Annotated in this window: 35 protein-coding genes; 2 read left to right on the plus strand and 33 right to left on the minus strand. The window is 63.4% G+C overall.

The window, feature by feature from the left end; all coding sequences use genetic code 11:
• The first annotated feature begins 20 nt into the window (after nucleotides 1–20).
• Entirely contained in the window at nucleotides 21–1,148 is a 1,128-nt protein-coding gene (locus G6P99_RS27875; protein ID WP_165124115.1) for a hypothetical protein, read from the plus strand.
• On the opposite strand, the gene G6P99_RS27880 is transcribed toward G6P99_RS27875, so the two are convergent.
• The 33 genes from G6P99_RS27880 to rpsL all read right to left on the minus strand — a co-directional run bounded on the left by G6P99_RS27880 (nucleotide 1,145) and on the right by rpsL (nucleotide 21,565).
• Nucleotides 1,145–1,441: a DUF1330 domain-containing protein gene (locus tag G6P99_RS27880; protein WP_029081751.1), complete on the minus strand. Its 297-nt coding sequence runs from the start codon at nucleotides 1,439–1,441 to the stop codon at nucleotides 1,145–1,147. The genes G6P99_RS27875 and G6P99_RS27880 overlap by 4 nt on opposite strands.
• A gap of 9 nt (nucleotides 1,442–1,450) precedes the next feature.
• A complete protein-coding gene (locus G6P99_RS27885) occupies nucleotides 1,451–2,245 on the minus strand; it encodes an SDR family NAD(P)-dependent oxidoreductase (RefSeq protein ID WP_029081752.1) in 795 nt (264 codons plus the stop codon).
• Between the two features lie 291 nt (nucleotides 2,246–2,536).
• A complete protein-coding gene (gene rplQ, locus G6P99_RS27890) occupies nucleotides 2,537–2,953 on the minus strand; it encodes a 50S ribosomal protein L17 (protein WP_028335465.1) in 417 nt (138 codons plus the stop codon).
• Nucleotides 2,954–3,076: 123 nt separating this feature from the next.
• Nucleotides 3,077–4,096: a DNA-directed RNA polymerase subunit alpha gene (locus tag G6P99_RS27895; RefSeq protein ID WP_029081753.1), complete on the minus strand. Its 1,020-nt coding sequence runs from the start codon at nucleotides 4,094–4,096 to the stop codon at nucleotides 3,077–3,079.
• 130 nt (nucleotides 4,097–4,226) lie between these two features.
• Nucleotides 4,227–4,616: a 30S ribosomal protein S11 gene (gene rpsK / locus G6P99_RS27900; RefSeq protein ID WP_006021048.1), complete on the minus strand. Its 390-nt coding sequence runs from the start codon at nucleotides 4,614–4,616 to the stop codon at nucleotides 4,227–4,229.
• 115 nt (nucleotides 4,617–4,731) lie between these two features.
• Entirely contained in the window at nucleotides 4,732–5,100 is a 369-nt protein-coding gene (gene rpsM, locus G6P99_RS27905; RefSeq protein ID WP_029081754.1) for a 30S ribosomal protein S13, read from the minus strand.
• A gap of 189 nt (nucleotides 5,101–5,289) precedes the next feature.
• The gene (locus G6P99_RS27910; RefSeq protein ID WP_029081755.1) at nucleotides 5,290–6,204 is read right to left on the minus strand and encodes an adenylate kinase; all 915 of its coding nucleotides are present in this window, start codon (nucleotides 6,202–6,204) and stop codon (nucleotides 5,290–5,292) included.
• A 71-nt stretch (nucleotides 6,205–6,275) separates the two neighbouring features.
• A complete protein-coding gene (gene secY, locus G6P99_RS27915) occupies nucleotides 6,276–7,610 on the minus strand; it encodes a preprotein translocase subunit SecY (RefSeq protein ID WP_029081756.1) in 1,335 nt (444 codons plus the stop codon).
• A 145-nt stretch (nucleotides 7,611–7,755) separates the two neighbouring features.
• Nucleotides 7,756–8,241 (minus strand): 50S ribosomal protein L15, encoded by a 486-nt coding sequence (rplO, locus tag G6P99_RS27920; protein WP_029081757.1) that lies wholly within the window; start codon nucleotides 8,239–8,241, stop codon nucleotides 7,756–7,758.
• A gap of 21 nt (nucleotides 8,242–8,262) precedes the next feature.
• Nucleotides 8,263–8,454, minus strand: a complete 192-nt coding sequence (gene rpmD, locus G6P99_RS27925) for a 50S ribosomal protein L30 (RefSeq protein ID WP_029081758.1) — start codon at nucleotides 8,452–8,454, stop codon at nucleotides 8,263–8,265.
• 34 nt (nucleotides 8,455–8,488) lie between these two features.
• A complete protein-coding gene (gene rpsE / locus G6P99_RS27930) occupies nucleotides 8,489–9,064 on the minus strand; it encodes a 30S ribosomal protein S5 (RefSeq protein WP_029081759.1) in 576 nt (191 codons plus the stop codon).
• Nucleotides 9,065–9,121: 57 nt separating this feature from the next.
• Nucleotides 9,122–9,481 carry a 50S ribosomal protein L18 gene (rplR, locus tag G6P99_RS27935; protein WP_029081760.1) on the minus strand — a complete coding sequence of 120 codons (360 nt, stop codon included), beginning with the start codon at nucleotides 9,479–9,481 and terminating at the stop codon, nucleotides 9,122–9,124.
• 11 nt (nucleotides 9,482–9,492) lie between these two features.
• Nucleotides 9,493–10,026 carry a 50S ribosomal protein L6 gene (rplF, locus tag G6P99_RS27940; protein WP_016843759.1) on the minus strand — a complete coding sequence of 178 codons (534 nt, stop codon included), beginning with the start codon at nucleotides 10,024–10,026 and terminating at the stop codon, nucleotides 9,493–9,495.
• Between the two features lie 14 nt (nucleotides 10,027–10,040).
• Entirely contained in the window at nucleotides 10,041–10,439 is a 399-nt protein-coding gene (rpsH, locus tag G6P99_RS27945) for a 30S ribosomal protein S8 (RefSeq protein WP_029081761.1), read from the minus strand.
• A gap of 14 nt (nucleotides 10,440–10,453) precedes the next feature.
• Nucleotides 10,454–10,759 (minus strand): 30S ribosomal protein S14, encoded by a 306-nt coding sequence (rpsN, locus tag G6P99_RS27950; RefSeq protein ID WP_029081762.1) that lies wholly within the window; start codon nucleotides 10,757–10,759, stop codon nucleotides 10,454–10,456.
• A 46-nt stretch (nucleotides 10,760–10,805) separates the two neighbouring features.
• Nucleotides 10,806–11,366 carry a 50S ribosomal protein L5 gene (rplE, locus tag G6P99_RS27955; RefSeq protein WP_035977013.1) on the minus strand — a complete coding sequence of 187 codons (561 nt, stop codon included), beginning with the start codon at nucleotides 11,364–11,366 and terminating at the stop codon, nucleotides 10,806–10,808.
• A complete protein-coding gene (gene rplX / locus G6P99_RS27960) occupies nucleotides 11,359–11,673 on the minus strand; it encodes a 50S ribosomal protein L24 (RefSeq protein ID WP_029081764.1) in 315 nt (104 codons plus the stop codon). Before rplX ends, rplE begins: the two co-directional genes overlap by 8 nt.
• Nucleotides 11,673–12,041: a 50S ribosomal protein L14 gene (gene rplN / locus G6P99_RS27965; RefSeq protein ID WP_011473865.1), complete on the minus strand. Its 369-nt coding sequence runs from the start codon at nucleotides 12,039–12,041 to the stop codon at nucleotides 11,673–11,675. Before rplN ends, rplX begins: the two co-directional genes overlap by 1 nt.
• 75 nt (nucleotides 12,042–12,116) lie before the next feature.
• Nucleotides 12,117–12,365, minus strand: coding sequence for a 30S ribosomal protein S17 (gene rpsQ, locus G6P99_RS27970; RefSeq protein ID WP_029081765.1), 249 nt, complete (start codon nucleotides 12,363–12,365; stop codon nucleotides 12,117–12,119).
• A gap of 9 nt (nucleotides 12,366–12,374) precedes the next feature.
• The gene (gene rpmC, locus G6P99_RS27975) at nucleotides 12,375–12,581 is read right to left on the minus strand and encodes a 50S ribosomal protein L29 (protein ID WP_029081766.1); all 207 of its coding nucleotides are present in this window, start codon (nucleotides 12,579–12,581) and stop codon (nucleotides 12,375–12,377) included.
• Between the two features lie 5 nt (nucleotides 12,582–12,586).
• A complete protein-coding gene (gene rplP, locus G6P99_RS27980) occupies nucleotides 12,587–13,000 on the minus strand; it encodes a 50S ribosomal protein L16 (RefSeq protein WP_029081767.1) in 414 nt (137 codons plus the stop codon).
• A gap of 30 nt (nucleotides 13,001–13,030) precedes the next feature.
• The gene (gene rpsC, locus G6P99_RS27985) at nucleotides 13,031–13,732 is read right to left on the minus strand and encodes a 30S ribosomal protein S3 (RefSeq protein ID WP_018272135.1); all 702 of its coding nucleotides are present in this window, start codon (nucleotides 13,730–13,732) and stop codon (nucleotides 13,031–13,033) included.
• Nucleotides 13,733–13,752: 20 nt separating this feature from the next.
• Nucleotides 13,753–14,139: a 50S ribosomal protein L22 gene (rplV, locus tag G6P99_RS27990; protein WP_165124120.1), complete on the minus strand. Its 387-nt coding sequence runs from the start codon at nucleotides 14,137–14,139 to the stop codon at nucleotides 13,753–13,755.
• Nucleotides 14,140–14,149: 10 nt separating this feature from the next.
• Nucleotides 14,150–14,428, minus strand: coding sequence for a 30S ribosomal protein S19 (rpsS, locus tag G6P99_RS27995; protein ID WP_018272137.1), 279 nt, complete (start codon nucleotides 14,426–14,428; stop codon nucleotides 14,150–14,152).
• A gap of 12 nt (nucleotides 14,429–14,440) precedes the next feature.
• On the minus strand, nucleotides 14,441–15,274 hold the full coding sequence (rplB, locus tag G6P99_RS28000) for a 50S ribosomal protein L2 (RefSeq protein ID WP_029081769.1): 834 nt from the start codon (nucleotides 15,272–15,274) through the stop codon (nucleotides 14,441–14,443).
• 12 nt (nucleotides 15,275–15,286) lie between these two features.
• On the minus strand, nucleotides 15,287–15,586 hold the full coding sequence (locus tag G6P99_RS28005) for a 50S ribosomal protein L23 (RefSeq protein WP_029081770.1): 300 nt from the start codon (nucleotides 15,584–15,586) through the stop codon (nucleotides 15,287–15,289).
• Complete coding sequence (gene rplD / locus G6P99_RS28010; protein ID WP_029081771.1) at nucleotides 15,583–16,203, minus strand: 50S ribosomal protein L4; 621 nt, start codon at nucleotides 16,201–16,203, stop codon at nucleotides 15,583–15,585. Before rplD ends, G6P99_RS28005 begins: the two co-directional genes overlap by 4 nt.
• 1 nt (nucleotide 16,204) lies before the next feature.
• On the minus strand, nucleotides 16,205–16,924 hold the full coding sequence (gene rplC, locus G6P99_RS28015; RefSeq protein ID WP_029081772.1) for a 50S ribosomal protein L3: 720 nt from the start codon (nucleotides 16,922–16,924) through the stop codon (nucleotides 16,205–16,207).
• A 54-nt stretch (nucleotides 16,925–16,978) separates the two neighbouring features.
• The gene (gene rpsJ / locus G6P99_RS28020; RefSeq protein ID WP_002712302.1) at nucleotides 16,979–17,287 is read right to left on the minus strand and encodes a 30S ribosomal protein S10; all 309 of its coding nucleotides are present in this window, start codon (nucleotides 17,285–17,287) and stop codon (nucleotides 16,979–16,981) included.
• An 86-nt stretch (nucleotides 17,288–17,373) separates the two neighbouring features.
• Entirely contained in the window at nucleotides 17,374–18,564 is a 1,191-nt protein-coding gene (gene tuf, locus G6P99_RS28025) for an elongation factor Tu (RefSeq protein WP_029081773.1), read from the minus strand.
• 40 nt (nucleotides 18,565–18,604) lie between these two features.
• Complete coding sequence (gene fusA / locus G6P99_RS28030; RefSeq protein ID WP_165124123.1) at nucleotides 18,605–20,677, minus strand: elongation factor G; 2,073 nt, start codon at nucleotides 20,675–20,677, stop codon at nucleotides 18,605–18,607.
• 30 nt (nucleotides 20,678–20,707) lie between these two features.
• A complete protein-coding gene (gene rpsG / locus G6P99_RS28035; protein ID WP_021081660.1) occupies nucleotides 20,708–21,178 on the minus strand; it encodes a 30S ribosomal protein S7 in 471 nt (156 codons plus the stop codon).
• Nucleotides 21,179–21,193: 15 nt separating this feature from the next.
• Nucleotides 21,194–21,565 (minus strand): 30S ribosomal protein S12, encoded by a 372-nt coding sequence (rpsL, locus tag G6P99_RS28040; protein ID WP_028168167.1) that lies wholly within the window; start codon nucleotides 21,563–21,565, stop codon nucleotides 21,194–21,196.
• A 703-nt stretch (nucleotides 21,566–22,268) separates the two neighbouring features.
• Between rpsL and G6P99_RS28045 the strand changes: the two genes are divergently transcribed.
• Nucleotides 22,269–23,480 (plus strand): FAD-dependent oxidoreductase, encoded by a 1,212-nt coding sequence (locus tag G6P99_RS28045; protein WP_035977020.1) that lies wholly within the window; start codon nucleotides 22,269–22,271, stop codon nucleotides 23,478–23,480.
• Nucleotides 23,481–23,519: the final 39 nt, after the last annotated feature.

Raw genomic sequence — 23,519 nt, forward strand, 5'->3', positions numbered from 1 at the left:
GAGTACCGAAAGGGATCCGCGTGCTCAACAAACTCGACGACTTCCCGATCCACCAGACGCCGGAACCGATCGCGGTTCCCATCACCAGCGACCGCAATGTCTACGACCGCACCTGGTTCAACGGCTACACCGCCGACGGCGCGTATTATTTCGGCATTGGCATCGCGATCTACCCGCACCGCAAGGTCCTCGATTGCGCGTTCAGCGTCGTCGAGCGCGGCGGACGGCAGCACTGCTTCTACGGTTCGCGGCGGGCGCCGATCGAGCGTACCGAGATGCAGGTCGGTCCTTTCAGACTCGAGGTGCTCGAACCGATGCTGCGCACCCGGGTCCTGCTCGACGACAATGCGACGGGGCTGGCCTGCGACCTGACCTTTTCCGCGCGCACCGCTGCGATCCAGGAAGCGCGCCAGACGCTTTGGTCGGGCGACCGCCGCGCCATGGACTCGACCCGGTTCGACCAGTTCGGCCGCTGGCGCGGCGTCATCAGCCACCCCGATGGCGAGATCAAGGTCGACGATCGCTCATGCTACGGCACCAAGGATCGCTCCTGGGGCGTTCGCAATGTCGGCGAACGCGATGTCGGAGGCGCGCCGATGCCGCCGCCGAGCGTGTTCTTCCTGTGGGCGCCGCTGGTCTGGGACGACCACATCTCGCACGCCATCTTCTTCGATGGGACGCGCGGCGAGGCGCTGGTCCGCGAGGGCATCATCGCGCCGCTCTACCGGAGCGAGGCCGAGATCCCCGGCGTCGTCGACGGGCTCGACCGCCGCATGGCGACCGCGCGGCACCGCGTGACCTACGTGCCGAACACACGCTTGGCGCAGTCGGCTGAAATCGACCTGGTCGACGTCGACGGCCACACCAGCACGATCGCGCTCGATCCGATCCTCAAATTCCAGATGAAGGGCCTCGGCTACGGTCATCCGCAATGGGGCCAGGGCATGTGGAAGGGTGAGCTCGAGATCGGCGGCGAATCGTTCGATCCTTCGACGCTCGACCCGCTGGCGCGCGAGAACGTGCACGTGCAACAGGTGGTGCGCGCCCGCCAGGGCGACCGGACCGGAATCGGCGTTCTCGAGCAATTGTGCTTCGGCCCCTACCGCCCGTCAGGCTTCAGCGAGTTCCTCGACGGAGCGAAAGGTTAGCTCGGCGGCACGCCCTCGACGAAGATCAGCCTGCGGTCGAGCGCAGTGCGGCGATGCTTGAGCGCTTCAGCGTATTCCGCTGAGGCGTACCACTCGCGCAGACGCGCCATCGACGGGAATTCGACGACGATGATGTTGTTCGGCGGCGGTCCGCCCTCAACCACGTCAGCAGCACCGCCGCGCACCAGATAACGCCCGCCATACTGCGCGATCGCCTTGGCCGCGATCGTGCGATAGGCCTCGAAACCTGCGGCATCCTTCACGTCGACCTCGGAAATCACGTAAGCTGACATGGCCGGACCTCATGCAATGGTGTTGACGATGCCGCCCTCGGCGCGCAGCGCGGCGCCATTGGTGGCGGAGGCCTGCTTGGAGCAGACATAGACCACGAGGTTGGCGATCTCCTCGGTGCTGGCAAAGCGCTGCAGCAGCGAGGTCGGCCGGTGCTGCTTGACGAAGTTGGAGGCCGCCTCCTCGACCGACTGGCCGTTCTGCTTCGCCAGATCCTTGACGAAGGTCTCGACGCCCTCGGACATGGTCGGCCCGGGCAGCACCGAGTTGACGGTGATCGCGGTGCCGCGGGTCAGCTGCGCCAGCCCGCGCGCGATCGCAAGCTGCGCGGTCTTGGTCGTGCCGTAATGGATCATCTCGGTCGGGATGTTGAGGCCGGATTCCGAGGAGATGAAGACGATGCGGCCCCAGTTGCGCTTCAGCATGCCCTGCATGTAGCCGCGCGACAGCCGCACACCGGACATGACGTTGACCTCGAAGAAGCGGCTCCAGTCCTCGTCGGGAATGTCGAAGAACGCCTTCGGCTCGAAGATGCCGGCATTGTTGACGAGGATGTCGACCTCGGGCAGCGCCGCCAGCAGCGCCTTGCAACCTGCCGATGTCGAGACGTCGGCGGCAATGCCGCGGAGCTTGGCGCCCGGAACCGCCTTGGCGATCGCGGTAACGGCTGCATCGACCTTGGCCTGGCCGCGGCCGTTGATGACGACCTCGGCGCCGGTCCCGGCCAGCCCCCTGGCGATGGCGTTGCCAATGCCCGCGGTCGAGCCGGTCACCAGCGCAGTTTTTCCGGAAAGGTCGATTTTCATGGCTTCATCTCCATTGATGCTGACCGAGATATCGGGCGCGGCATGATGCACCGCAATTGCATCTCACCGACGCGTGAGGAAGTAGAACACACCTCGTCGTCCTGGCTAAAGCCAGGACCCATTACCCCAGATGCGAATTGTTACGCGATGCTGGGGCCACAGTCTCTCCAACCCCAAATGTCGGTGGTTATGGGTCCTGGCTTTCGCCAGGACGACAAGAGATAGAACGCAGCCACCAACAAAAAACGGCGCCCGAAGGCGCCGTTCTCAAAACCTTGGCTCGAGACTGGCTTACGCCGCCTCGGCTTCCTTGTCCTGGGTCGGACCGGAGTCCTGGCCCTTGGCGTCGACGTCGCGATCGACGAACTCGATCACGGCCATCGCCGCGTTGTCGCCGTAGCGGAAGCCGGCCTTGATGATGCGGGTGTAGCCGCCCTGGCGGTCCTTGTAGCGGGTCGCCAGCGTGTCGAACAGCTTCCTGACCTGGTCGACGTCGCGCAGCTCCGAGATCGCCTGACGGCGCAGGGCCAGCCCGCCCTTCTTGCCGAGGGTGACGAGCTTCTCGACGATCGGCCGCAGCTCCTTGGCCTTCGGCAGCGTGGTGACGATCTGCTCGTGCTTGATCAGCGCGGCCGCCATGTTGGCGAACATCGCACGCCGGTGCTCGGCGGTGCGGTTGAGCTTCCGATGAACCTTGCCGTGACGCATTGACTTCTTCCTTCTTCAATTCTGCCGCGGTGGTTCAGCGACAAGTCTTGCAGGTGGGCATCCTGCGTTCGCCCATTAAAAAATCGTGGCCGGAGGTTTTCCGGCCACGACGGTGAAAATGGATCAGTAGTGGTCCTCGAAGCGCTTGGCGAGCTCGTCGATGTTCTCCGGCGGCCAGCCCGGCACTTCCATGCCGAGATGCAGACCCATCTGGGCCAGCACTTCCTTGATCTCGTTCAGCGACTTGCGGCCGAAGTTCGGGGTGCGGAGCATTTCCGCTTCCGACTTCTGCACGAGGTCCCCGATGTAGACGATGTTGTCGTTCTTCAGGCAGTTTGCCGAACGCACCGACAGCTCGAGCTCGTCGACCTTCTTGAGGAACGCCGGGTTGAACGCGAGATCGGGGATGATCTCCTGCGTGACTTCCTTGCGCGGCTCTTCGAAGTTGACGAACACGTTGAGCTGATCCTGCAAGATGCGCGCAGCGTAGGCCACCGCGTCATCCGGCGTGATCGCGCCGTTGGTCTCGATCGTCATGGTCAGCTTGTCGTAGTCGAGGATCTGGCCCTCACGGGTGTTCTCGACCTTGTAGGAGACCTTGCGGACCGGCGAGAACAGGCTGTCGACCGGGATCAGGCCGATCGGGGCATCCTCGGGACGGTTGCGTTCGGCGGCGACATAGCCCTTGCCGGTCGCGACCGTGAATTCCATGCGGATCTCGGCGCCGTCGTCCAGCGTGCAGATCTGCAGGTCCGGATTGAGCACCACGACGTCGCCGACGGTCTGGATGTCGCCAGCGGTGACGGCGCCCGGGCCCTGCTTCTTGACGACCATGCGCTTCGGGCCTTCGCCCTGCATCTTGATCGCAATGTCCTTGATGTTGAGCACGATGTCGGTGACGTCTTCACGGACACCGGCGATCGAGGAGAACTCGTGCAGCACGCCGTCGATGTGCACCGACTGCACCGCAGCGCCCTGCAGCGAGGACAGCAGGATGCGGCGCAGCGCGTTGCCGAGCGTCTGGCCGAAGCCACGCTCGAGCGGTTCGGCGACGACGGTGGCGAACCGGCTCGCGTCCGAGCCCGGCGTCACCTGCAGCTTGTTCGGTCGAATGAGTTCTTGCCAATTTTTCTGGATCGTCACTTTTTTCACCCTTTGCCAGTCGCAGGGCCAGTCGAATGGCCGAACCTGGCGTTGGAGATCGCGGAACAGTCCGCGCGGTCAATTCCAAAAACCATCGCAGGGCGGCAGACCGCCGCCCGCGACTTACAGATCAAACGCGCCGACGCTTGCGCGGACGGCAGCCGTTGTGCGGGATGGTGGTCACGTCGCGGATCGAGGTGACGGTAAAGCCCGCAGCCTGCAGCGCGCGCAGCGCCGATTCACGGCCCGAACCCGGGCCGGCCACTTCAACCTCCAGCGTGCGCATGCCGTGTTCCTGCGCCTTCTTGGAGACGTCTTCGGCCGCGACCTGCGCGGCGTAGGGGGTCGACTTGCGCGAGCCCTTGAAGCCCATGGTGCCAGCCGACGACCAGGCGATGGTGTTGCCCTGCGCGTCGGTGATGGTGATGGTCGTGTTGTTGAACGACGAATTCACGTGCGCGATGCCGGAGGCGATGTTCTTGCGTTCGCGGCGGCGTACGCGGGTGGCTTCCTTGCCCATTTCAAACCTTTCCTGTGATCTCAAGCGCCGCCGTAGTGCCAGCGGCTACACCTCAAAACGCAAATGGCGAGTAGCGAATTTCAATTCGCTACTCCCCACCTGCAATTCGCAAAGCTTACTTCTTCTTGCCGGCGATTGCCTTGGCCGGCCCCTTGCGCGTGCGCGCATTGGTGTGGGTGCGCTGACCGCGCACCGGCAGACCGCGGCGATGACGCAGGCCGCGATAGCAGCCGAGGTCCATCAGCCGCTTGATGTTGATGCCGACCTCGCGACGGAGGTCGCCCTCGACCAGATAGTCGCGGTCGATGACTTCGCGGATCTGCAGGACCTCCTGGTCGGTCAACTGATTGACGCGACGGTCCACCGGAATCTTGGTCTTCTCCATGATGTCGGCCGCGTTCTTCTGGCCGATGCCATGGATGTACTGAAGCGCGATCAGGACGCGCTTGTTGGTCGGAATGTTGACGCCGGCAATACGGGCCACGGACTTCTCTCCTGTCGCCGATCCATCACGGATACGGGCTGCTCAAGTTCTTGTTCTCTCGGGCTTGTGTCCACAAACGCGAACACGACGCCCTCCCCTCGTGTCCTTCGGGGCCCGGCATCGTCATAAAACTATCCAACTTGGATGCGAGGCTTATTAAAGGATTCATGTCGGTTTCGTCAACCGCTCCTAACGTTTAGCTCGCTTTTTCGTGAGCTTTTTTGCCGCCTTTTTGGCGGCTTTTGCCCCCTTCCGGGCATTCGCGGCACGAGAGGCCTGCTTTGCAGCCTGCCTTGCCGTCTTCTTGGCCGGTTTCTTCGCAGCCTTTTTGGCACCCTTGTTGGTACCTTTGGCCTTGGCGACCGCCTTTGAGGTCCCCTTGGCGGCCTTCCGGGCCGGCTTGGCGGCCGTTTTGGCCGACTTAGTTGCCTTCTTGGCCGGCTTTTTGGTCGTCTTCTTGGCCGTCTTGGTGGCCTTCGAAGCGCTCTTGGCTAGCTCGTCGGCCTTCGATTCGACGGCGCCGATCGCCGCCAGGATCCGGTTGATGTCACGGGTGACGTGCTCGATGGTCATCATGCCGTCGACCGTCAGGAGCTTCCGCCGCTCGGAATAGTAGTGAATCAGCGGTTCCGTCATCGACCGGTACTGCGCCAAGCGCTTGGTCAGCACTTCCGGCGTGTCGTCGAGTCTCACTTCCTCGCCGCGCGCGCGGGTCTCTTCGGCGCGCTTCTCAACACGCGCGAGCAGCGCGCTTTCGTTGACGCGCAGCTCGACAACGGCGTCGAGCTTGAGATGTCTTTTCCTGAGGAGCTCGTCCAGGGCCTCCGCCTGCGGTACGGTGCGCGGGAAGCCGTCCAGGATGAAGCCCTTCTTGGCGTCGGGCTCCTCGATCCGGTCGGCGATGATTCCCACTACAACCTCGTCGGGAACCAGGCCGCCATTGGCCATGATCTCCTTGGCCTGCAAGCCCACCGGCGTGCCTGCGGCAGCCGCGGCGCGCAGCATCTCGCCGGTCGAGAGCTGAACGATGCCGTGCTTGTGCACCAGCCGCTGCGCCTGGGTTCCTTTGCCCGAGCCCGGCGGCCCCAAAAGGATCAATCTCATATCTGTTTCGCCCCCCGGCTAGGTGGGCGAGGTCCGCACACCTGAGTTTTGAGTTTGAAGCCGCGCCGTGATCAGCGGCGACGGCCTCCCCTGAGCTTCGATTTCCTGATCAGCCCTTCATACTGATGAGCGAGCAGATAGCCCTGCACCTGCGACACCGTATCCATCGTCACGCTAACGACGATCAGGAGCGAGGTGCCGCCAAAGTAGAACGGGACCGAGGCGTAGGAAATCAGAATTTCAGGAATCAGGCAGACGATCGCGAGATAGATCGCACCGAGCACCGTGATGCGCGACAGCACGTAGTCGATATATTCGGCGGTGCGCTCGCCGGGACGGATGCCCGGGATGAAGCCGCCATGCTTCTTCAGATTGTCCGCGGTCTCGGTCGGGTTGAACACGATCGCGGTGTAGAAGAACGCGAAGAACACGATCAGCGCGAGATACATGAACAGGAACAGCGGCCGGCCGTGGCTGAGCTGCGTGGTGATCCATTGGAACCACTCCGGGCCCTTGCCGGCGTTGAAGTTCGCAACCGTGGTCGGCAGCAGCAGCAGCGACGAGGCGAAGATCGGCGGAATCACGCCCGAGGTGTTGAGCTTGAGCGGCAGATGCGAGGACTGGCCCTCGAACATCTTGTTGCCGACCTGACGTTTCGGATACTGGATCAGCAGCCGGCGCTGCGCGCGCTCCATGAACACGATGAAGGCGATCACGGCGACCGCCATCACGATGACGATCAGGATCAGGCCGGTCGACATCGCGCCCTGGCGGCCGAGTTCCAGCATGTTGGCGAGCGCCGACGGCAGCTCGGCGACGATGCCGGACAGGATGATCAGCGAAATACCGTTGCCGATGCCGCGCGAGGTGATCTGCTCGCCGAGCCACATCAGGAACATGGTGCCGCCGGTCAGCGTGATCGCGGTCGACAGGCGGAAGAACATGCCGGGGTCGCTGACGACATTGCCGGCGCCTTCGAGGCCGATCGCGATACCGTAGGACTGGAACGCGGCCAGGATCACCGTCAGGTAGCGGGTGTACTGGTTCAGCGTCTTGCGGCCAGCCTCGCCTTCCTTCTTGAGCGCCTCGAGCTGCGGCGACACAGTGGTCAACAGCTGCACGATGATCGATGCCGAAATGTACGGCATGATGTTCAGCGCGAAGATCGCCATGCGGTGGATGCCGCCGCCGGCGAACATGTTGAACATGCCGAGGATGCCGCCGGACTGGCTGCGGAACACCTGCTCCCAGATGTTGGGATCGATGCCCGGCAGCGGGATGTAGGTGCCCAGCCGATAAACAAGCAGCGCACCCAGGGTGAACCAGATGCGCTTCTTCAGCTCGTCGGCTTTCGCCAGCTGTCCGAAATTGAGGTTGGCGGCAAGTTGTTCGGCTGCTGAGACCATTTTCGGCTTTCTCCCGGAGCCCCCTTCGCCGACGCCCCCTTTGGGGAGTCGGCAGACACCGGACATTATCTGGTGCTCGGCCTCGATAAGTCCAATCATTCGATCTGCAGATTGCCCGCGCAGATCGCGGGCAATGACGCAGATGTTACGCCGCCTCGCCTTCTTCCTTGGCGGGGGCCAGGATCTTGACCGAGCCGCCGGCCTTCTCGACCGCGGCAATGGCCGACTTGGAGGCGCCGTGCACCTCGATCGTCAGCTTGGTCTTGATCTCGCCGCGACCGAGCAGCCGCAGGCCGTCCTTGGCGCGGCGCAGCACGCCGGCCCTCACCAGCGATTCGACGTTCACCGTGGCGGACGCGTCCACCAGCTTGTTGTCGATCGCTTCCTGCAGACGGTCGAGATTGATCTCGGCAAAGTCGAGCCGGAAGATGTTGTTGAAGCCGCGCTTCGGCAGACGGCGATGCATCGGCATCTGGCCGCCTTCGAAACCCTTGATGCGGACGCCCGAACGCGCGGTCTGGCCCTTGCCGCCGCGGCCCGAGGTCTTGCCCTTGCCGGAACCGATGCCACGGCCGACACGCATGCGCTTCTTGCGCGAGCCGGCGTTGTCGGCGATATCGCTGAGCTTCATCGCCCTTCTCCTTATCTCTGCTTACTCGCCGACGACGCGGACGAGATGCTGGACTTTGCTGATCATGCCGCGAACTTCAGGGGTGTCCTGAAGCTCGGCGGTGCGGCCGATCTTGTTGAGCTTGAGGCCGATCAGCGTCGAACGCTGCGAGTGATGGCGGCGGATCGCGCTGCCGGTCTGCTCGACCTTGATCGTCTTGCTGGCCTTGGCCATCGTCTTGAACTCCAGAAAGCGCTGGTCGCGCGGGTTATTCCGCCACCGCTTCGGCATCGCCGCCGACGCGGCGCGACTGCAGGGTGGAGACCTTGATGTTGCGGCGGGCCGCCACCGAGCGCGGCGAATCCTGATGCTTCAGCGCGTCGAAGGTTGCGCGAACCATGTTGTAGGGATTCGACGAGCCGATCGACTTCGCCACCACGTCCTGGATGCCGAGCGTCTCGAACACCGCGCGCATCGGGCCGCCGGCGATGATGCCGGTACCGGCCGGAGCGGCACGCAGGTAGACGCGGCCGGCGCCGTGACGGCCGGCGATGTCGTGATGCAGCGTGCGGCCTTCCCGAAGCGCGACGCGCGTCAGATTGCGCTTCGCCGATTCGGTCGCCTTGCGGATCGCCTCCGGCACTTCGCGCGCCTTGCCGTGGCCGAACCCGACCCGGCCCTTCTGATCGCCGATCACGACCAGCGCCGCAAAGCCGAAGCGCTTGCCGCCCTTGACGACCTTCGCCACGCGATTGATGTGGACGAGCTTGTCGACGAACTCGCTGTCGCGCTCTTCGCGATCCCTGCTCCGTTCGCGTCCGCCGCGTTCGCGTTCACCTGCCATGGTGTTTTCCAATCTCTAGGAGGCCCAAGCCTCTTTCCTTGTAATCGTTCGATTCGCTTAGAAGCTCAATCCGCCTTCGCGCGCCGCATCCGCGAGCGCCTTGACGCGCCCGTGATAGATGTAGGCGCCGCGATCGAACACGACTTCCTTGACACCCTTCTGCGCCGCGCGCTCGGCGAGCAGCTTGCCGACCGCCTTCGCCGCATCGATGTCGGCGCCGGTCTTGCCGGCGTCGCGCAGGTTCTTCTCCAGCGACGAGGCGGACGCGAGCGTCTCGCCCTTCTGGTCGTCGATGACCTGGGCGTAGATGTGCTTGGACGAGCGGAACACCGACAGCCGCGGACGGCCGCCTGCCGAGCGGCGAAGCGCAAGGCGCACGCGCTGCTTGCGCCGGGCATTCGTAACCTTGAGTGACATGACCGGCTCCGTTACTTCTTCTTGCCTTCCTTGCGGAAGATGAATTCGTTGGCGTACTTCACGCCCTTACCCTTGTAGGGCTCCGGCGGACGGTAGGCGCGGATCTCAGCGGCGACCTGGCCGACGCGCTGCGGATCGTTGCCGGTGATCGTGATCTCGGTCGGCTTCGGCACCGCGATGGTGATGCCTTCCGGGATCGCGTAGACCACGTCGTGGCTGTAGCCGAGCGCGAGCTGCAGGTTCTTGCCCTGCATCGCCGCGCGGTAGCCGACGCCGGTGATCTCGAGCTTCCTCTCGAAGCCCTTGGTGACGCCCTCGACGAGGTTGGCGACCTGCGCGCGCGCGGTGCCGTACATCGCCTGGGCGCGGTTGGTCTTGACGCGCGGAGCGACCTTGACCTGGCCGTTCTCGAACTTCACCTCGACGTCGTCATGCACCACGAACTGAAGCTGGCCCTTCGGCCCCTTCACCTTGACGGTCTGGCCCTCGACGGTCGCCGTCACACCCGACGGGATCGCCACCGGCCTTTTGCCGATACGTGACATCGTAAAATCCTTCCTCAGAACACCGTGAAGAGAACTTCGCCGCCCACGTTGGCGTCGCGCGCCTCGTGGTCAGCCATGATTCCCTTCGGCGTCGACAACACCGAAATGCCGAGACCGTTGTTCACGCGCGGCAGGTTCTTCACCGAGGCGTAAACGCGGCGGCCCGGCTTCGACACCCGCTCGATCTCGCGGATGACGGGCTCGCCGTCGAAATACTTCAGCTCGATCTCGAGCTCGCTGCGGCCCGAGGCATGCTCGACGCTGGCGTAGCCGCGGATGTAACCCTCGGACTTCAGCACTTCGAGCACGTTGGCGCGCATCTTCGAGCCCGGGGTCGAAACCTTGGACTTGGAGCGCATCTGCGCGTTGCGGATGCGGGTGATGAGATCGCTGATCGGATCGTGCGTAGACATGGTTCCGACCCTCCTTACCAGCTCGACTTCACGAGCCCGGGAACCAGGCCCTTAGAGCCGAGTTCACGCAGCGCGATGCGCGAGAGCTTGTTCTTGCGATAGTTCGAGCGCGGACGCCCGGTCAGCTCGCAGCGGTTGCGGATGCGCGTCGGCGACGAGTTGCGCGGCATCTCGGCGAGCTTCAGCGTCGCCGCGAAGCGCTCTTCCATCGGCTTGGTCTTGTCGGCGATGATCGCCTTCAGCTTCTCACGCTGCGGGGCAGCATTCTTCGCCATCCGCTTGCGCCGGTTATTCTTCTCGATCGAACTCTTCTTTGCCATGCTTGGCTCCTGGGTATCCGCGTTTGAGTGGCTTTGGCTCAGCTACTCACTGCCGGAACGGGAAATTGAAAGCGGCCAACAAGGCACGTGCCTCGTCGTCGGTCTTGGCGGTGGTGCACACCGTGATGTCCATGCCACGCGCTTCCGAGACCTTGTCGAAGTCGATCTCGGGGAAAATGATGTGCTCCTTGATGCCGAGCGAATAATTGCCGCGGCCGTCGAAGCTCTTCGGGTTCAGGCCGCGGAAGTCGCGGACGCGGGGCAGCGCCACGTTCACCAGGCGGTCGATGAACTCGTACATATGGGTCTTGCGCAGCGTGACCTTGCAGCCGATCGGCTGGTTCTCGCGCAGCTTGAAGGTCGCGATCGCGATCCGCGAATAGGTCACGATCGCCTTCTGGCCGGCGATCAAGCTCAATTCGGCAGCGGCGGTCTCGGCCTTCTTGCGGTCGTTGACGGAATCGCCGACGCCCATGTTGAGCACGACCTTGTCGAGGCGCGGCACCTGCATCACGTTGGCATAGCCGAACTTCTCGGTCATCATGCCGCGGATCTTCTTGTCATACTCCGCGCGCAGACGCGGCGTGTAAGCTGCTGTATCAGCCATCGATCTCTGCTCCCGAGCTCTTGGCAACACGAACCTTCTTGCCATCGGCCTGAATCTTGAACCCAATGCGGGTCGGCTTGCCGTCCTTGCCGACATACGCAACGTTGGACAGGTGGATCGGCATCTCCTTGGAGATGATGCCGCCTTCCTGGGTCTGGCTCTGCTTCTGGTGACGCTTCACCATGTTGATGCCGCGCACGAGAGCCTTGTTCTCGTCCGGACGCACCTCGAACACCTCGCCGGTGCGACCCTTGTCGCGGCCGGTGAGCACCATGACCTTGTCGCCCTTGCGGATCTTGGCAGCCATCACAGCACCTCCGGCGCAAGCGAAATGATCTTCATGTGGTTCTTGGCGCGCAGCTCGCGCGGCACCGGCCCGAAGATACGGGTGCCGACCGGCTCGGACTGATTGTTGATCAGCACGGCGGCGTTGCGGTCGAAACGGATGACCGAACCGTCGGCGCGGCGGATGTCCTTGCGGACCCGGACCACGACGGCCTTCATCACGTCGCCCTTCTTCACCTTGCCACGCGGAATGGCTTCCTTGATCGACACAACGATAACGTCGCCCACGGTGGCATAGCGGCGCTTGGAACCTCCAAGAACCTTGATGCACATGACACGGCGTGCGCCTGAATTATCGGCCACGTCGAGGTTGGTCTGCATCTGAATCATTGATGCACCTCGTCCTCTTTCTGCGCTTTAGCGCGCCCAAAATTTTCCTGAATTCCCTCGGCCAGGCCGAAGTGATCAGGCCGTTTTCTTGTGTTCGCCCCGGACCACGGTCCAGCGCTTCAGCTTCGAGATCGGCTTCGATTCCTCGATCCAGACCATGTCGCCCGGCTTGAACTGGTCGTTCTCGTCGTGCGCGTGGTAGTTCTTGGAACGGCGGATCGTCTTCTTGTAGATCGGGTGGGTGAAGCGGCGATCGACGCGCACCACGATGGTCTTGGCTTGCTTGTCGCTGACGACCACGCCCTGCAGAGTACGTTTCGGCATAGGCTTCCCTTACTTCTTCTTCGCGCGCAGCTGCGCGGCGATGGTCTTGATACGAGCGATATCGCGGCGGGCTTCCCGCATCCGCGAGGTGTTCTCCAGCTGCCCGGTGGCGCGCTGGAAACGCAGGTTGAAGCGTTCCTTCTTCAGGTTAAGGACCGCGTCTTCCCGCTGGTCGTCGCTCATCGCGCGAATGTCTTCAACTTTCATATCGGCCATGGCGATTACTCCGCAATGCGCGCAACGAAGCGCGTCTTGATCGGCAGCTTGGCGGCGGCGAGCGACAGCGCCTCCTTGGCGGTCTGCGCCGGCACGCCGTCGATCTCAAACATCACGCGGCCCGGCTTGATCCGGACCACCCACAATTCCGGCGCACCCTTGCCCGAGCCCATGCGGACTTCGGCGGGCTTCTTCGACACCGGCACGTCCGGGAACACGCGGATCCAGACGCGGCCGGCGCGCTTCATGTGACGGGTCAGCGCGCGGCGAGCGGCTTCGATCTGACGGGCGGTGACGCGCTCAGGCTCCATCGCCTTCAGGCCGAACTGGCCGAACGCCAACGTCGCGCCAGAGGTCGCAACGCCGTGGATACGGCCCTTATGCGCCTTCCGGAACTTCGTTTTCTTAGGTTGCATCATGGCTTTAAGCCCTCAAATTCCTGCTTTGCCTCAAGCGGCGTCGCGGCGCGAACGCGGGGTATTGTCGCCCTCGGCCATCTTCTTGTCCTGGGCCATCGGATCGTGCTCGAGGATCTCGCCCTTGAAGATCCAGACCTTGACGCCGCAGGTGCCGAAGGTCGTGAACGCGGTGGCAACGCCGTAGTCGACGTCGGCGCGCAGCGTGTGCAGCGGCACGCGGCCTTCGCGGTACCACTCCATGCGCGCGATTTCGGCGCCGCCGAGACGGCCCGAGCAGTTGATGCGGATGCCCTCGGCGCCGAGACGCATCGCCGACTGCACGGCGCGCTTCATGGCGCGGCGGAACGCAACGCGGCGCTCGAGCTGCTGGGCGATCGATTCAGCGACCAGGGTCGCGTCGAGTTCCGGCTTGCGGATTTCGACGATGTTGATCACGACGTCCGACGAGGTGATGTCGGCAACCTTCTTGCGCAGCTTGTCGATGTCGGCGCCCTTCTTGCCGATCACGACGCCCGGACGGGCCGAGTGGATCGTCACGCGGCACTTCTTGTGCGGACGCTCGATCACGATGCGGGCGACGGCCGCCTGCTTGAGCTCCTTGTGCAGGATCTCGCGGATCTTGACGTCCTCGTGCAGGAGCTTGCCGTATTCCTGCTTGCCGGCGAACCAACGGGAGTCCCAGGTCCGGTTGATGCCGAGACGCAGCCCGATTGGATTGATCTTTTGACCCATCGTCTTCTCCTGCGCCCTTCTTAGGCGCTTGCCTCGGCCTCGACCTGACGAACCACGATGGTCAGGTGCGAGAACGGTTTGAACACACGGCCCGAACGGCCACGGCCGCGCGGAGCAAAACGCTTCATCACGATGCCGTTGCCGACATGCGCCTCGGCAACGACGAGAGCGTCGACATCGAGGTCATGATTGTTCTCGGCGTTGGCGATCGCCGATTCCAGGCACTTCTTGACGTCGACCGCGATCCGCTTGCGCGAGAACTGCAGGTCGGCGAGCGCAGCCGCAGCCTTGCGGCCGCGGATCAGTTGCGCCACCAGGTTCAGCTTCTGCGGGCTGACGCGCAGCATGCGGGCGACCGCCTTGGCCTCATTGTCCGCGAGGCTACGTTCGCGCTTTGGTTTGCTCATCGTCTATTCCTCAAGCCTTCTTGGCTTTCTTGTCGCCCGAGTGGCCGTGGAAGGTCCGGGTCGGCGAGAACTCGCCGAACTTGTGACCCACCATTTCCTCGTTGATCGCCACCGGCACATGCTTCTGGCCGTTGTAGACACCGAAGGTCAGGCCGACGAACTGCGGCAGGATGGTGGAGCGGCGGCTCCAGATCTTGATGACGTCGTGACGGCCGGACGCGCGCGCGGCATCTGCCTTCTTGAGCAGAGAACCCTCGACGAACGGGCCTTTCCAGACTGAACGAACCATGTCCGGCGTTCCTTACTTCTTCCGCTTGTGGCGGCTGAGGAGAATGAATTTGTTGGTCGACTTGTTGGTGCGGGTCTTCTTGCCCTTGGTCGGCTTGCCCCACGGAGTAACCGGGTGGCGACCGCCCGAGGTACGACCTTCACCACCGCCGTGCGGATGGTCGATCGGGTTCATGACGACGCCGCGGTTATGCGGACGCCAGCCGAGCCAGCGGGTACGACCGGCCTTGCCGATCGAGATGTTCATGTGATCGGGGTTCGAGACCGCGCCGATCGTGCCGCGGCAACGGCCGTGCACGAGACGCTGCTCGCCCGAGTTCAGGCGGACGATCACGTAGTCCTGGTCGCGGCCGACGATCTGGGCGTAGGTGCCGGCGGAGCGCGCCAGCTGGCCACCCTTGCCGATCTTCAGCTCGATGTTGTGCACGATCGTGCCGACCGGCATGTTGCCGAGCGGCATGACGTTGCCCGGCTTGACGTCGACATAGTTGCCGGCGACGACGGTGTCGCCCGCCGCCAGACGCTGCGGCGCCAGGATGTAGGCCAGCTCACCGTCCTGATACTTGATCAGCGCGATGAACGCGGTGCGGTTCGGATCGTACTCGAGCCGCTCCACGACCGCCGGCATGTCCACCTTGTCGCGGCGGAAGTCGACGGTGCGGTAGGCCTTCTTGTGGCCGCCGCCGCGGAAGCGCACGGTGATGCGGCCGGTGTTGTTGCGGCCGCCATTGCCGAGCTTGCCCTCGGTCAGCGCCTTCACCGGCTTGCCCTTGTAGAGCGCCGAACGATCGACCATGACCAGCTGGCGCTGGCCCGGCGTCGTGGGATTGTAGGTTTTCAATGCCATCGTCGTTGCGCCTTATAGTCCGGTAGTCACGTCGATGCGGTGGCCCTCTTCAAGGGTCACGATCGCGCGCTTGGAGTCCGACTGCGAGCCGAGATTGCCGCGGAACACCTTGGTCTTGCCCTTGCGGACGAGGGTGTTGACGCTCTTCACCTTGACGTCGAACAGCTTCTCGACCGCTTCCTTGATCTGCGGCTTGGTCGCCTTGCCGGCGACCTTGAACAGCACCTTGTTGTGCTCGGAGGCGAGCGTCGCCTTTTCCGTCACGACAGGCGAGATGATGACGTCGTAGTGGCGCGGATCGATGTTCTTCATTTGAAGCGCGCCTCCAGCGCATCAACCGCAGCCTTGGTCAGCACCAGCTTGTGGCGGCGGAGAATGTCGTAGACGTTGATGCCCTGGATCGGCAGCACGTCGATGTTCGGAATGTTGCGGGCCGCGATCGCGAAACCGTTGTTCAGCTCCGCGCCGTCGATGATCAGCGCATTGGTCAGGCCGAGACCCGAGAAGTGCCCGATCAGAGCCTTGGTCTTGGCGGCCTCGAGCTGCGCATTGTCGATCACGATCAGCCCGCCGTCCTTGGCCTTGGCCGACAGCGCATGCTTCAGCGCGAGCGCGCGCACCTTCTTCGGCAGGTCGGTCGCATGGGAGCGAACCACCGGACCGAACGCACGGCCACCGCCGCGGAACTGCGGCACGCGGGCCGAGCCGTGACGGGCGCCGCCGGTGCCCTTCTGCTTGTACATCTTCTTGCCGGTGCGCCAGACGTCGGCGCGGCCCTGGGTCTTGTGCGTGCCGGCCTGACGCTTGTTCAGCTGCCACTGCACGCAGCGCTGAATGATGTCCTTGCGCGGCTCGAGACCGAAGATCTCGTCCGACAGCTGAACCGAGCCAGCTTCCTTGCCTTCAAGGGTGGTGACTTTCAGTTCCATCTCACACGCCCTCCTTCTCGGCCACAGCCTCGGCAGCTTCGCCACCGGCAACCTTGAACTTGCCGGGCTTCGGAGCTTCCTTCGGCAGCGGCTTCTTCACCGCGTCGCGCACCGAGATCCAGCCGCCCTTGGAGCCGGGAACGGCGCCTTCGACGAGGATCAGGCCGCGCTCGACGTCGGTCGAAACCACGCGCAGGTTGAGCGTAGTGATGCGATCGACGCCCATGTGACCAGGCATCTTCTTGTTCTTGAAGGTCTTGCCGGGGTCCTGACGGCCACCGGTCGAACCGATCGAGCGGTGCGACACCGACACACCGTGGGTGGCGCGCAGACCGCCGAAATTCCAGCGCTTCATGCCGCCGGCGAAGCCCTTACCGATCGACGTACCGGTCACGTCGACGAACTGGCCGACCACGAAATGGTCCGCCTGGATTTCCGCGCCGACCGGGATCAGCGCGTCCTCGGACACGCGGAACTCGGCGACCTTGCGCTTCGGCTCGACCTTGGCGACCGCGAACTGGCCGCGTTCGGCCTTCGGCATGTACACCGTCTTGCGGGCACCGGAGCCGAGCTGAAGGGCGACATAGCCGTTCTTCTCGGTCGTGCGGTGGCCCAGCACCTGGCAGTTGCCCAACTTCAGCACGGTCACAGGGATATGCTCGCCGGTCTCCGTAAAGACCCGCGTCATCCCGACCTTCTGTGCGATCACTCCGGAGCGCATCGGCGTGCTTCCTGTCTTTCTGTCCGCAAGCGGCGGACGTAAAAATCCAAAACCTTAGAGCTTGATCTCGACGTCGACACCGGCGGCCAGGTCGAGCTTCATCAGCGCATCGACGGTCTGCGGGGTCGGGTCGACAATGTCGAGGAGGCGCTTGTGGGTGCGCATCTCGAATTGCTCGCGGCTCTTCTTGTCAACGTGCGGCGAACGGTTGACGGTGAACTTCTCGATGCGGGTCGGCAGCGGAATCGGTCCGCGAACCTGCGCACCGGTGCGCTTCGCCGTGTTCACGATCTCACGGGTCGACGTATCGAGGATTCGATGGTCGAACGCCTTGAGACGGATACGAATGTTTTGGCCGTTCATTGCCGTATTCTTTCTTTAGTGAGTGGCGAGTAGCGAACAGCGAATGGATCGATCCACTCGCTACTCGCCATTCCCTATTCGCGTACTTACTCGATGATGGCGGCGACGACGCCGGCGCCGACGGTGCGGCCGCCTTCGCGGATCGCGAAGCGCAGCTTCTCTTCCATCGCGATCGGCACGATCAGGTGCACTTCCATCGCGATGTTGTCGCCCGGCATCACCATCTCGGTGCCTTCCGGCAGATGCACGACACCGGTCACGTCGGTGGTGCGGAAGTAGAACTGCGGCCGGTAGTTGGTGAAGAACGGGGTGTGACGACCGCCCTCTTCCTTGGTGAGGATGTAGGCCTCAGCCTTGAACTTGGTGTGCGGCTTGACCGAACCGGGCTTGCACAGCACCTGGCCACGCTCGACTTCCTCGCGCTTGGTGCCGCGGAGCAGCGCACCGATGTTGTCGCCGGCCTGGCCCTGATCGAGCAGCTTGCGGAACATTTCGACGCCGGTGACGATGGTCTTCTGGGTGTCGCGGATCCCGACGATCTCGATTTCCTCGCCGACCTTGATGATGCCGCGCTCGACACGGCCGGTGACGACGGTGCCGCGGCCCGAGATCGAGAACACGTCTTCAACCGGCATCAGGAACGGCTGGTCGATCGGGCGCTCCGGCTGCGGGATGTACTCGTCGACACTCTTCATCAGCTCGAGGATGGCATCGTGGCCGAGCGTCTTGTCCTTGTCTTCGAGGGCGGCGAGCGCCGAGCCCTTGATGATCGGGATCTTGTCGCCCGGGAATTCGTACTTCGAGAGCAGCTCGCGGACCTCGAGTTCGACGAGCTCGAGCAGCTCCGGATCGTCGACCATGTCGCACTTGTTGAGGAACACGACGAGCGCGGGCACGCCGACCTGGCGGGCGAGCAGGATGTGCTCGCGGGTCTGCGGCATCGGGCCGTCAGCAGCCGACACGACCAGGATCGCGCCGTCCATCTGGGCGGCACCGGTGATCATGTTCTTGACGTAGTCGGCGTGGCCGGGGCAGTCGACGTGGGCATAGTGACGGTTCTTCGTCTCGTACTCGACGTGAGCGGTCGAGATCGTGATGCCGCGCGCCTTCTCTTCCGGCGCTTTGTCGATCTGGTCGTAGGCGGTGAACGTCGCGCCGCCGGTCTCTGCAAGCACCTTGGTGATCGCTGCGGTCAGCGAGGTCTTGCCATGGTCGACGTGACCGATGGTGCCGATGTTGCAGTGGGGCTTGTTACGCTCGAATTTTGCTTTGGCCATTTGACTCTCCGTTCAGTCGTTAGTTGCTAACCAACGACAATCAAGCAAACTTTTTCTGGACTTCAGCCGACACGTTCGCCGGTGCTTCGGCGTAGTGATCGAACTGCATGGTGAAGGTCGCGCGACCCTGGCTCATCGAGCGCAGGTTGTTCACGTAACCGAACATGTTCATGAGCGGCACCATCGCGTTGATGACGTTGGCGTTGCCGCGCATGTCTTGGCCCTGGATCTGGCCGCGCCGGGAATTCAGGTCGCCGATGACCGAACCGGTGTAGTCTTCCGGGGTCACCACCTCGACCTTCATGATCGGCTCGAGCAGGACGGACTTGCCCTTCGTCAGCGCCTCACGGAACGCGGCGCGAGATGCGATTTCGAACGCCAGCGCCGACGAGTCGACGTCGTGATACTTGCCGTCGACCAGCTGCACCTTGACGTCCACCACCGGGAAGCCGGCAACGACACCGGAGCCCATCACGCTGTTGAGGCCCTTTTCGACGCCGGGGATGTATTCCTTCGGCACCGCGCCGCCGACGATCTTCGATTCGAACTCGTAGCCCTTGCCGGGCTCGTTCGGCTCGACGACGATCGACACTTCGGCGAACTGACCGGTACCGCCGGTCTGCTTCTTGTGCGTGTACTTGACTTCGGCCTTCTTGGTCACGCGCTCACGGAACGCCACCTGCGGCGCGCCGATGTTGGCATCGACCTTGTAGGTGCGCTTGAGAATGTCGACCTTGATGTCGAGGTGCAGTTCGCCCATGCCCTTGAGAATGGTCTGGCCGGACTCCTGGTCGGTCGACACGCGGAACGACGGATCCTCCGCGGCGAGCTTGGCAAGCGCGACGCCCAGCTTTTCCTGGTCGGCCTTCGACTTCGGCTCGATCGCGATTTCGATCACCGGCTCCGGGAATTCCATCTTTTCGAGGATGACCGGCTTGTCGGGATCGCACAGCGTATCGCCGGTGCGCGCTTCCTTCAGGCCAGCCAGCGCGACGATGTCGCCGGCATAGGCTTCCTTGATGTCTTCGCGGTTGTTCGCATGCATCAACAGCATCCGCCCGATCCGCTCCTTCTTGTCGCGGGTCGAGTTCACCACGCCGGTGCCCGACTGCAGGACGCCGGAATAGATGCGGCAGAAGGTGATGGTGCCGACGAACGGGTCGTCCATGATCTTGAACGCAAGCAGCGCCAGGGGCTCCTTGTCGTCCGCCTTGCGCACGACTTCGTTGCCGTCGTCATCAATGCCCTTGATCGCGGGCACGTCGACCGGCGACGGCAGATAGTCGACGACGGCGTCGAGCAGCGGCTGAACGCCCTTGTTCTTGAACGCGGAGCCGCACAGCACCGGATAGAATGCACCGGTGAGCACCGCCTTGCGGATCAGACGCTTCAGTGTCGCCTCATCGGGCTCCTTGCCGTCGAGGAAGGCAGCCAGAGCGTCGTCGTCGAGCTCTACGGCGGCTTCCACCATCTTCTCGCGATATTCCTTGGCCTGCTCGATCATGTCTTCCGGAATGTCGACATAGTCGAACTTCGCGCCGAGCGATTCATCGTTCCAGATGATGCCCTTCATGACGACGAGGTCGACGAGACCTTTGAAATTGTTCTCGGCACCGATCGGCAGCTGGATCGCGATCGGCTTGGCGCCGAGGCGGTCGACGATGTCGGCCAGGCATTTGAAGAAGTCGGCACCGGTCTTGTCCATCTTGTTGGCGAAGACGATGCGCGGAACCTTGTACTTGTCGCCCTGGCGCCAGACGGTCTCGGTCTGCGGCTCGACGCCCTGGTTGGAGTCGAGCACGCAAACGGCGCCGTCGAGCACGCGCAGCGAACGTTCGACCTCAATGGTGAAGTCGACGTGGCCGGGGGTGTCGATGATGTTCAGACGCTTGCCGTTCCAGAACGCGGTGGTCGCAGCCGAGGTGATCGTGATGCCACGCTCCTGCTCCTGCTCCATCCAGTCCATCGTCGCGGCACCTTCGTGCACTTCGCCGATCTTGTGGCTCTTGCCGGTGTAATAGAGGATGCGCTCGGTGGTCGTGGTCTTACCGGCGTCGATATGCGCCATGATACCGAAGTTGCGGTAGTTCTCTATGGCATGAACGCGAGGCATAGGCTGTTCCTTAAATTCCGTGTTTCGCCGTTACCAGCGATAGTGCGAGAAGGCGCGGTTGGCTTCCGCCATCCGGTGCACGTCTTCGCGCTTCTTGACGGCGTTGCCGCGATTGTTCGACGCGTCGAGCAGTTCGGCCGAGAGGCGCTCCGTCATGGTCTTCTCGTTGCGCTCGCGGGCGGCCGAGATCAGCCAGCGGATGCCGAGCGCCTGACGGCGCACCGAACGGACTTCGACCGGGACCTGGTAGGTCGCGCCGCCGACGCGGCGGGAGCGGACTTCGATGGTCGGCATCACGTTCTCGAGCGCCTGCTCGAACACGCCGAGCGGGGGCTGCTTGGTCTTGGCCTCGATCATGCCGAGCGCACCGTAGACGATGTTTTCGGCAACCGACTTCTTCCCGGCGTACATCACCGAGTTCATGAACTTCGTAATGATGATGTTCCCGAACTTCGGGTCCGGAAGAACTTCACGCTTCTCAGCAGAATGGCGACGCGACATCTGATCGTTTCCCGCTTACTTAGGACGCTTCGCGCCGTACTTCGAACGACGCTGCTTACGGTTCTTGACGCCCTGGGTATCCAGCACGCCGCGGAGGATGTGGTAGCGCACGCCGGGCAAGTCCTTGACGCGACCGCCGCGGATCATGACCACCGAGTGCTCCTGCAGGTTATGGCCTTCACCCGGAATGTAGCCGATCACCTCGAAGCCGTTGGTCAGGCGCACCTTGGCGACCTTACGAAGCGCCGAGTTCGGCTTCTTCGGGGTCGTGGTGTAGACGCGCGTGCAAACGCCGCGCTTCTGCGGCGACTGCTGCAGCGCCGGCACCTTCTTGCGCGACTTCTGCACTTCACGTGGTTTTGCGATCAGCTGGTTGATCGTCGGCATGCAGCCTTCACCCTTTAGTTCGCGCGAAAGCCTTGAATGGCTCCGCAAATTTCTTCTCAGGACTAGCCGTCCCGTACGGCCCGCTCGACGCGGAACAAGCAACCGCGCAAAGCGAAATCGCGCCAACCACTCATCGCTGAGCGGAAAGCGCATCGACGCCACAGAGGACCGCGATCCCGGACCGTTCAGCGTTCGCTGTTCGGTCCGCCACCGAGGTCATGCATCCGAATTCACTCTCAAGAGGACGTGCTCAAGAGAACTAAAATCGTCCTGGCATTGCCTAGCTATCATCGACAGCGTTTGAGCGGCATTCGTCGAGGTTGGTGCCCGTCCGGCTCCTAAAAAAGGGCCTTCGGGTGTTCCGTTCCGACGCTGGCGTAGCTCACCGCCTGTCGTTAAGTGGCCGCCTTGTATAATCGAGAGATAGTGAAGTCAAGCAAAACGACAAGCAAAGAAACGCCTCTGGCGCTTGCAGATTTTGCATTTCGCCGCGGCACGGCGCGCGACGGAATAGGACAGCCTGCGCACCTCCCCTCGCCCTTTGACCGAGTCGCGGGCCACCCGGCAGAATCATATTATACCCGGATAAAACAAGAATAGAAACAACTCTCCCCAACTTAGACCTGAAGGCAAACTTCGAAACTAAGCCTTTATTTGCCATTCGCGGCGCAAAAATCGGGGTCTACGGCCACGGAACTCACTCATGCGGTACACCGACATCGCGATCATCGGCGGCGGCCTTGCGGGCTCGATCGCGGCCGCCATGCTCGGCCGTGCCGGGATACCGAGCATCCTGATCGACCCACATCAGGTCTACCCGTTCGATTTCCGCGTCGAAAAGATCGCCGGCGACCTCCAGCTCGAGCGATTCGCCAGGACCGGCCTTGCCGAATCCGTCCTCCGTTCGGCGACGCTGGACGGCGAGAACTGGATCGCGCGATTCGGCTATCTGCTCGACCGGCAGCCGAGCCGGCAATACGGCATCATGTACGACGCGCTGATCGCGGCGATCCGGAACGAAATCGCGGGGCCGGCGGAATTCATCAGCGACAAGGTCGCCAATGTCGCGACCAGCTCCGAGCGGCAGAAGGTCGTGCTCTCCGGTGGCGAGGAGATCTCGGCGCGGCTCGTGGTGCTCGCCAACGGCCTCAACGTCGGGCTGCGCCGGACCCTCGGCATCGAGCGGCTGGTCACGAGCCACAGCCACTCGATCTCGCTCGGCTTCGATTTCGTCCCCGTCGGCCGCCCCGCGTTCCCGTTCGCGGCGATGACCTATTTCTCGGAGCGGCCGAGCGACCGCATCCCCTACATCACGCTGTTTCCGGTCGTGAACCGGATGCGCGCCAACCTCTTCACCTACCGTCAGGCCGACGATCCCTGGCTGCGCGCGATGCGGCGCAATCCGGTCGAGACGCTGAACGCCGCGCTGCCGCGGTTGCGCCGGCTCACGGGCGAGTTCGACGTCGTCGGCGACGTCAAGATCAGGCCCGCCGATGTCTATGTCAGCACCGGCTATCGGCAGGCCGGCGTCGTGCTGGTCGGCGATGCCTTCGCCAGCACCTGCCCGGTCACCGGCACCGGGACCGACAAGGTGTTCACTGACGTGGCCCAGCTCTGCAACGTCCATATCCCGGCCTGGCTTGCGACCGACGGCATGGGCGAGGATAAGATCACCACGTTCTACGACGATCCGGTCAAGACGGAATGCGACGCTTGGTCGAACGGCAAGGCATTCAGCTTCCGCGAGGTCTCGATCGGTACCGGGCCCTACTGGCAAGCCCAGCGCTGGGCGCGCTTCTTCGGCTATATCGGCCGGAGCTGGCTGCGCCGGCTGCACGGCCCACTGGCGGCATCGTCAGCAGCCCGGCCGGCCAATCGCTTCCGGCAGCGTCCGCACGCAGCCGACAGGGCGTAAGGGCCGGATCGGCTGAAGAGCGCGCCCGGACATCAGCGG

The sequence above is a fragment of the Bradyrhizobium sp. 6(2017) genome, assembly GCF_011058295.2.
Taxonomy (GTDB): Bacteria; Pseudomonadota; Alphaproteobacteria; order Rhizobiales; family Xanthobacteraceae; genus Bradyrhizobium; species Bradyrhizobium septentrionale.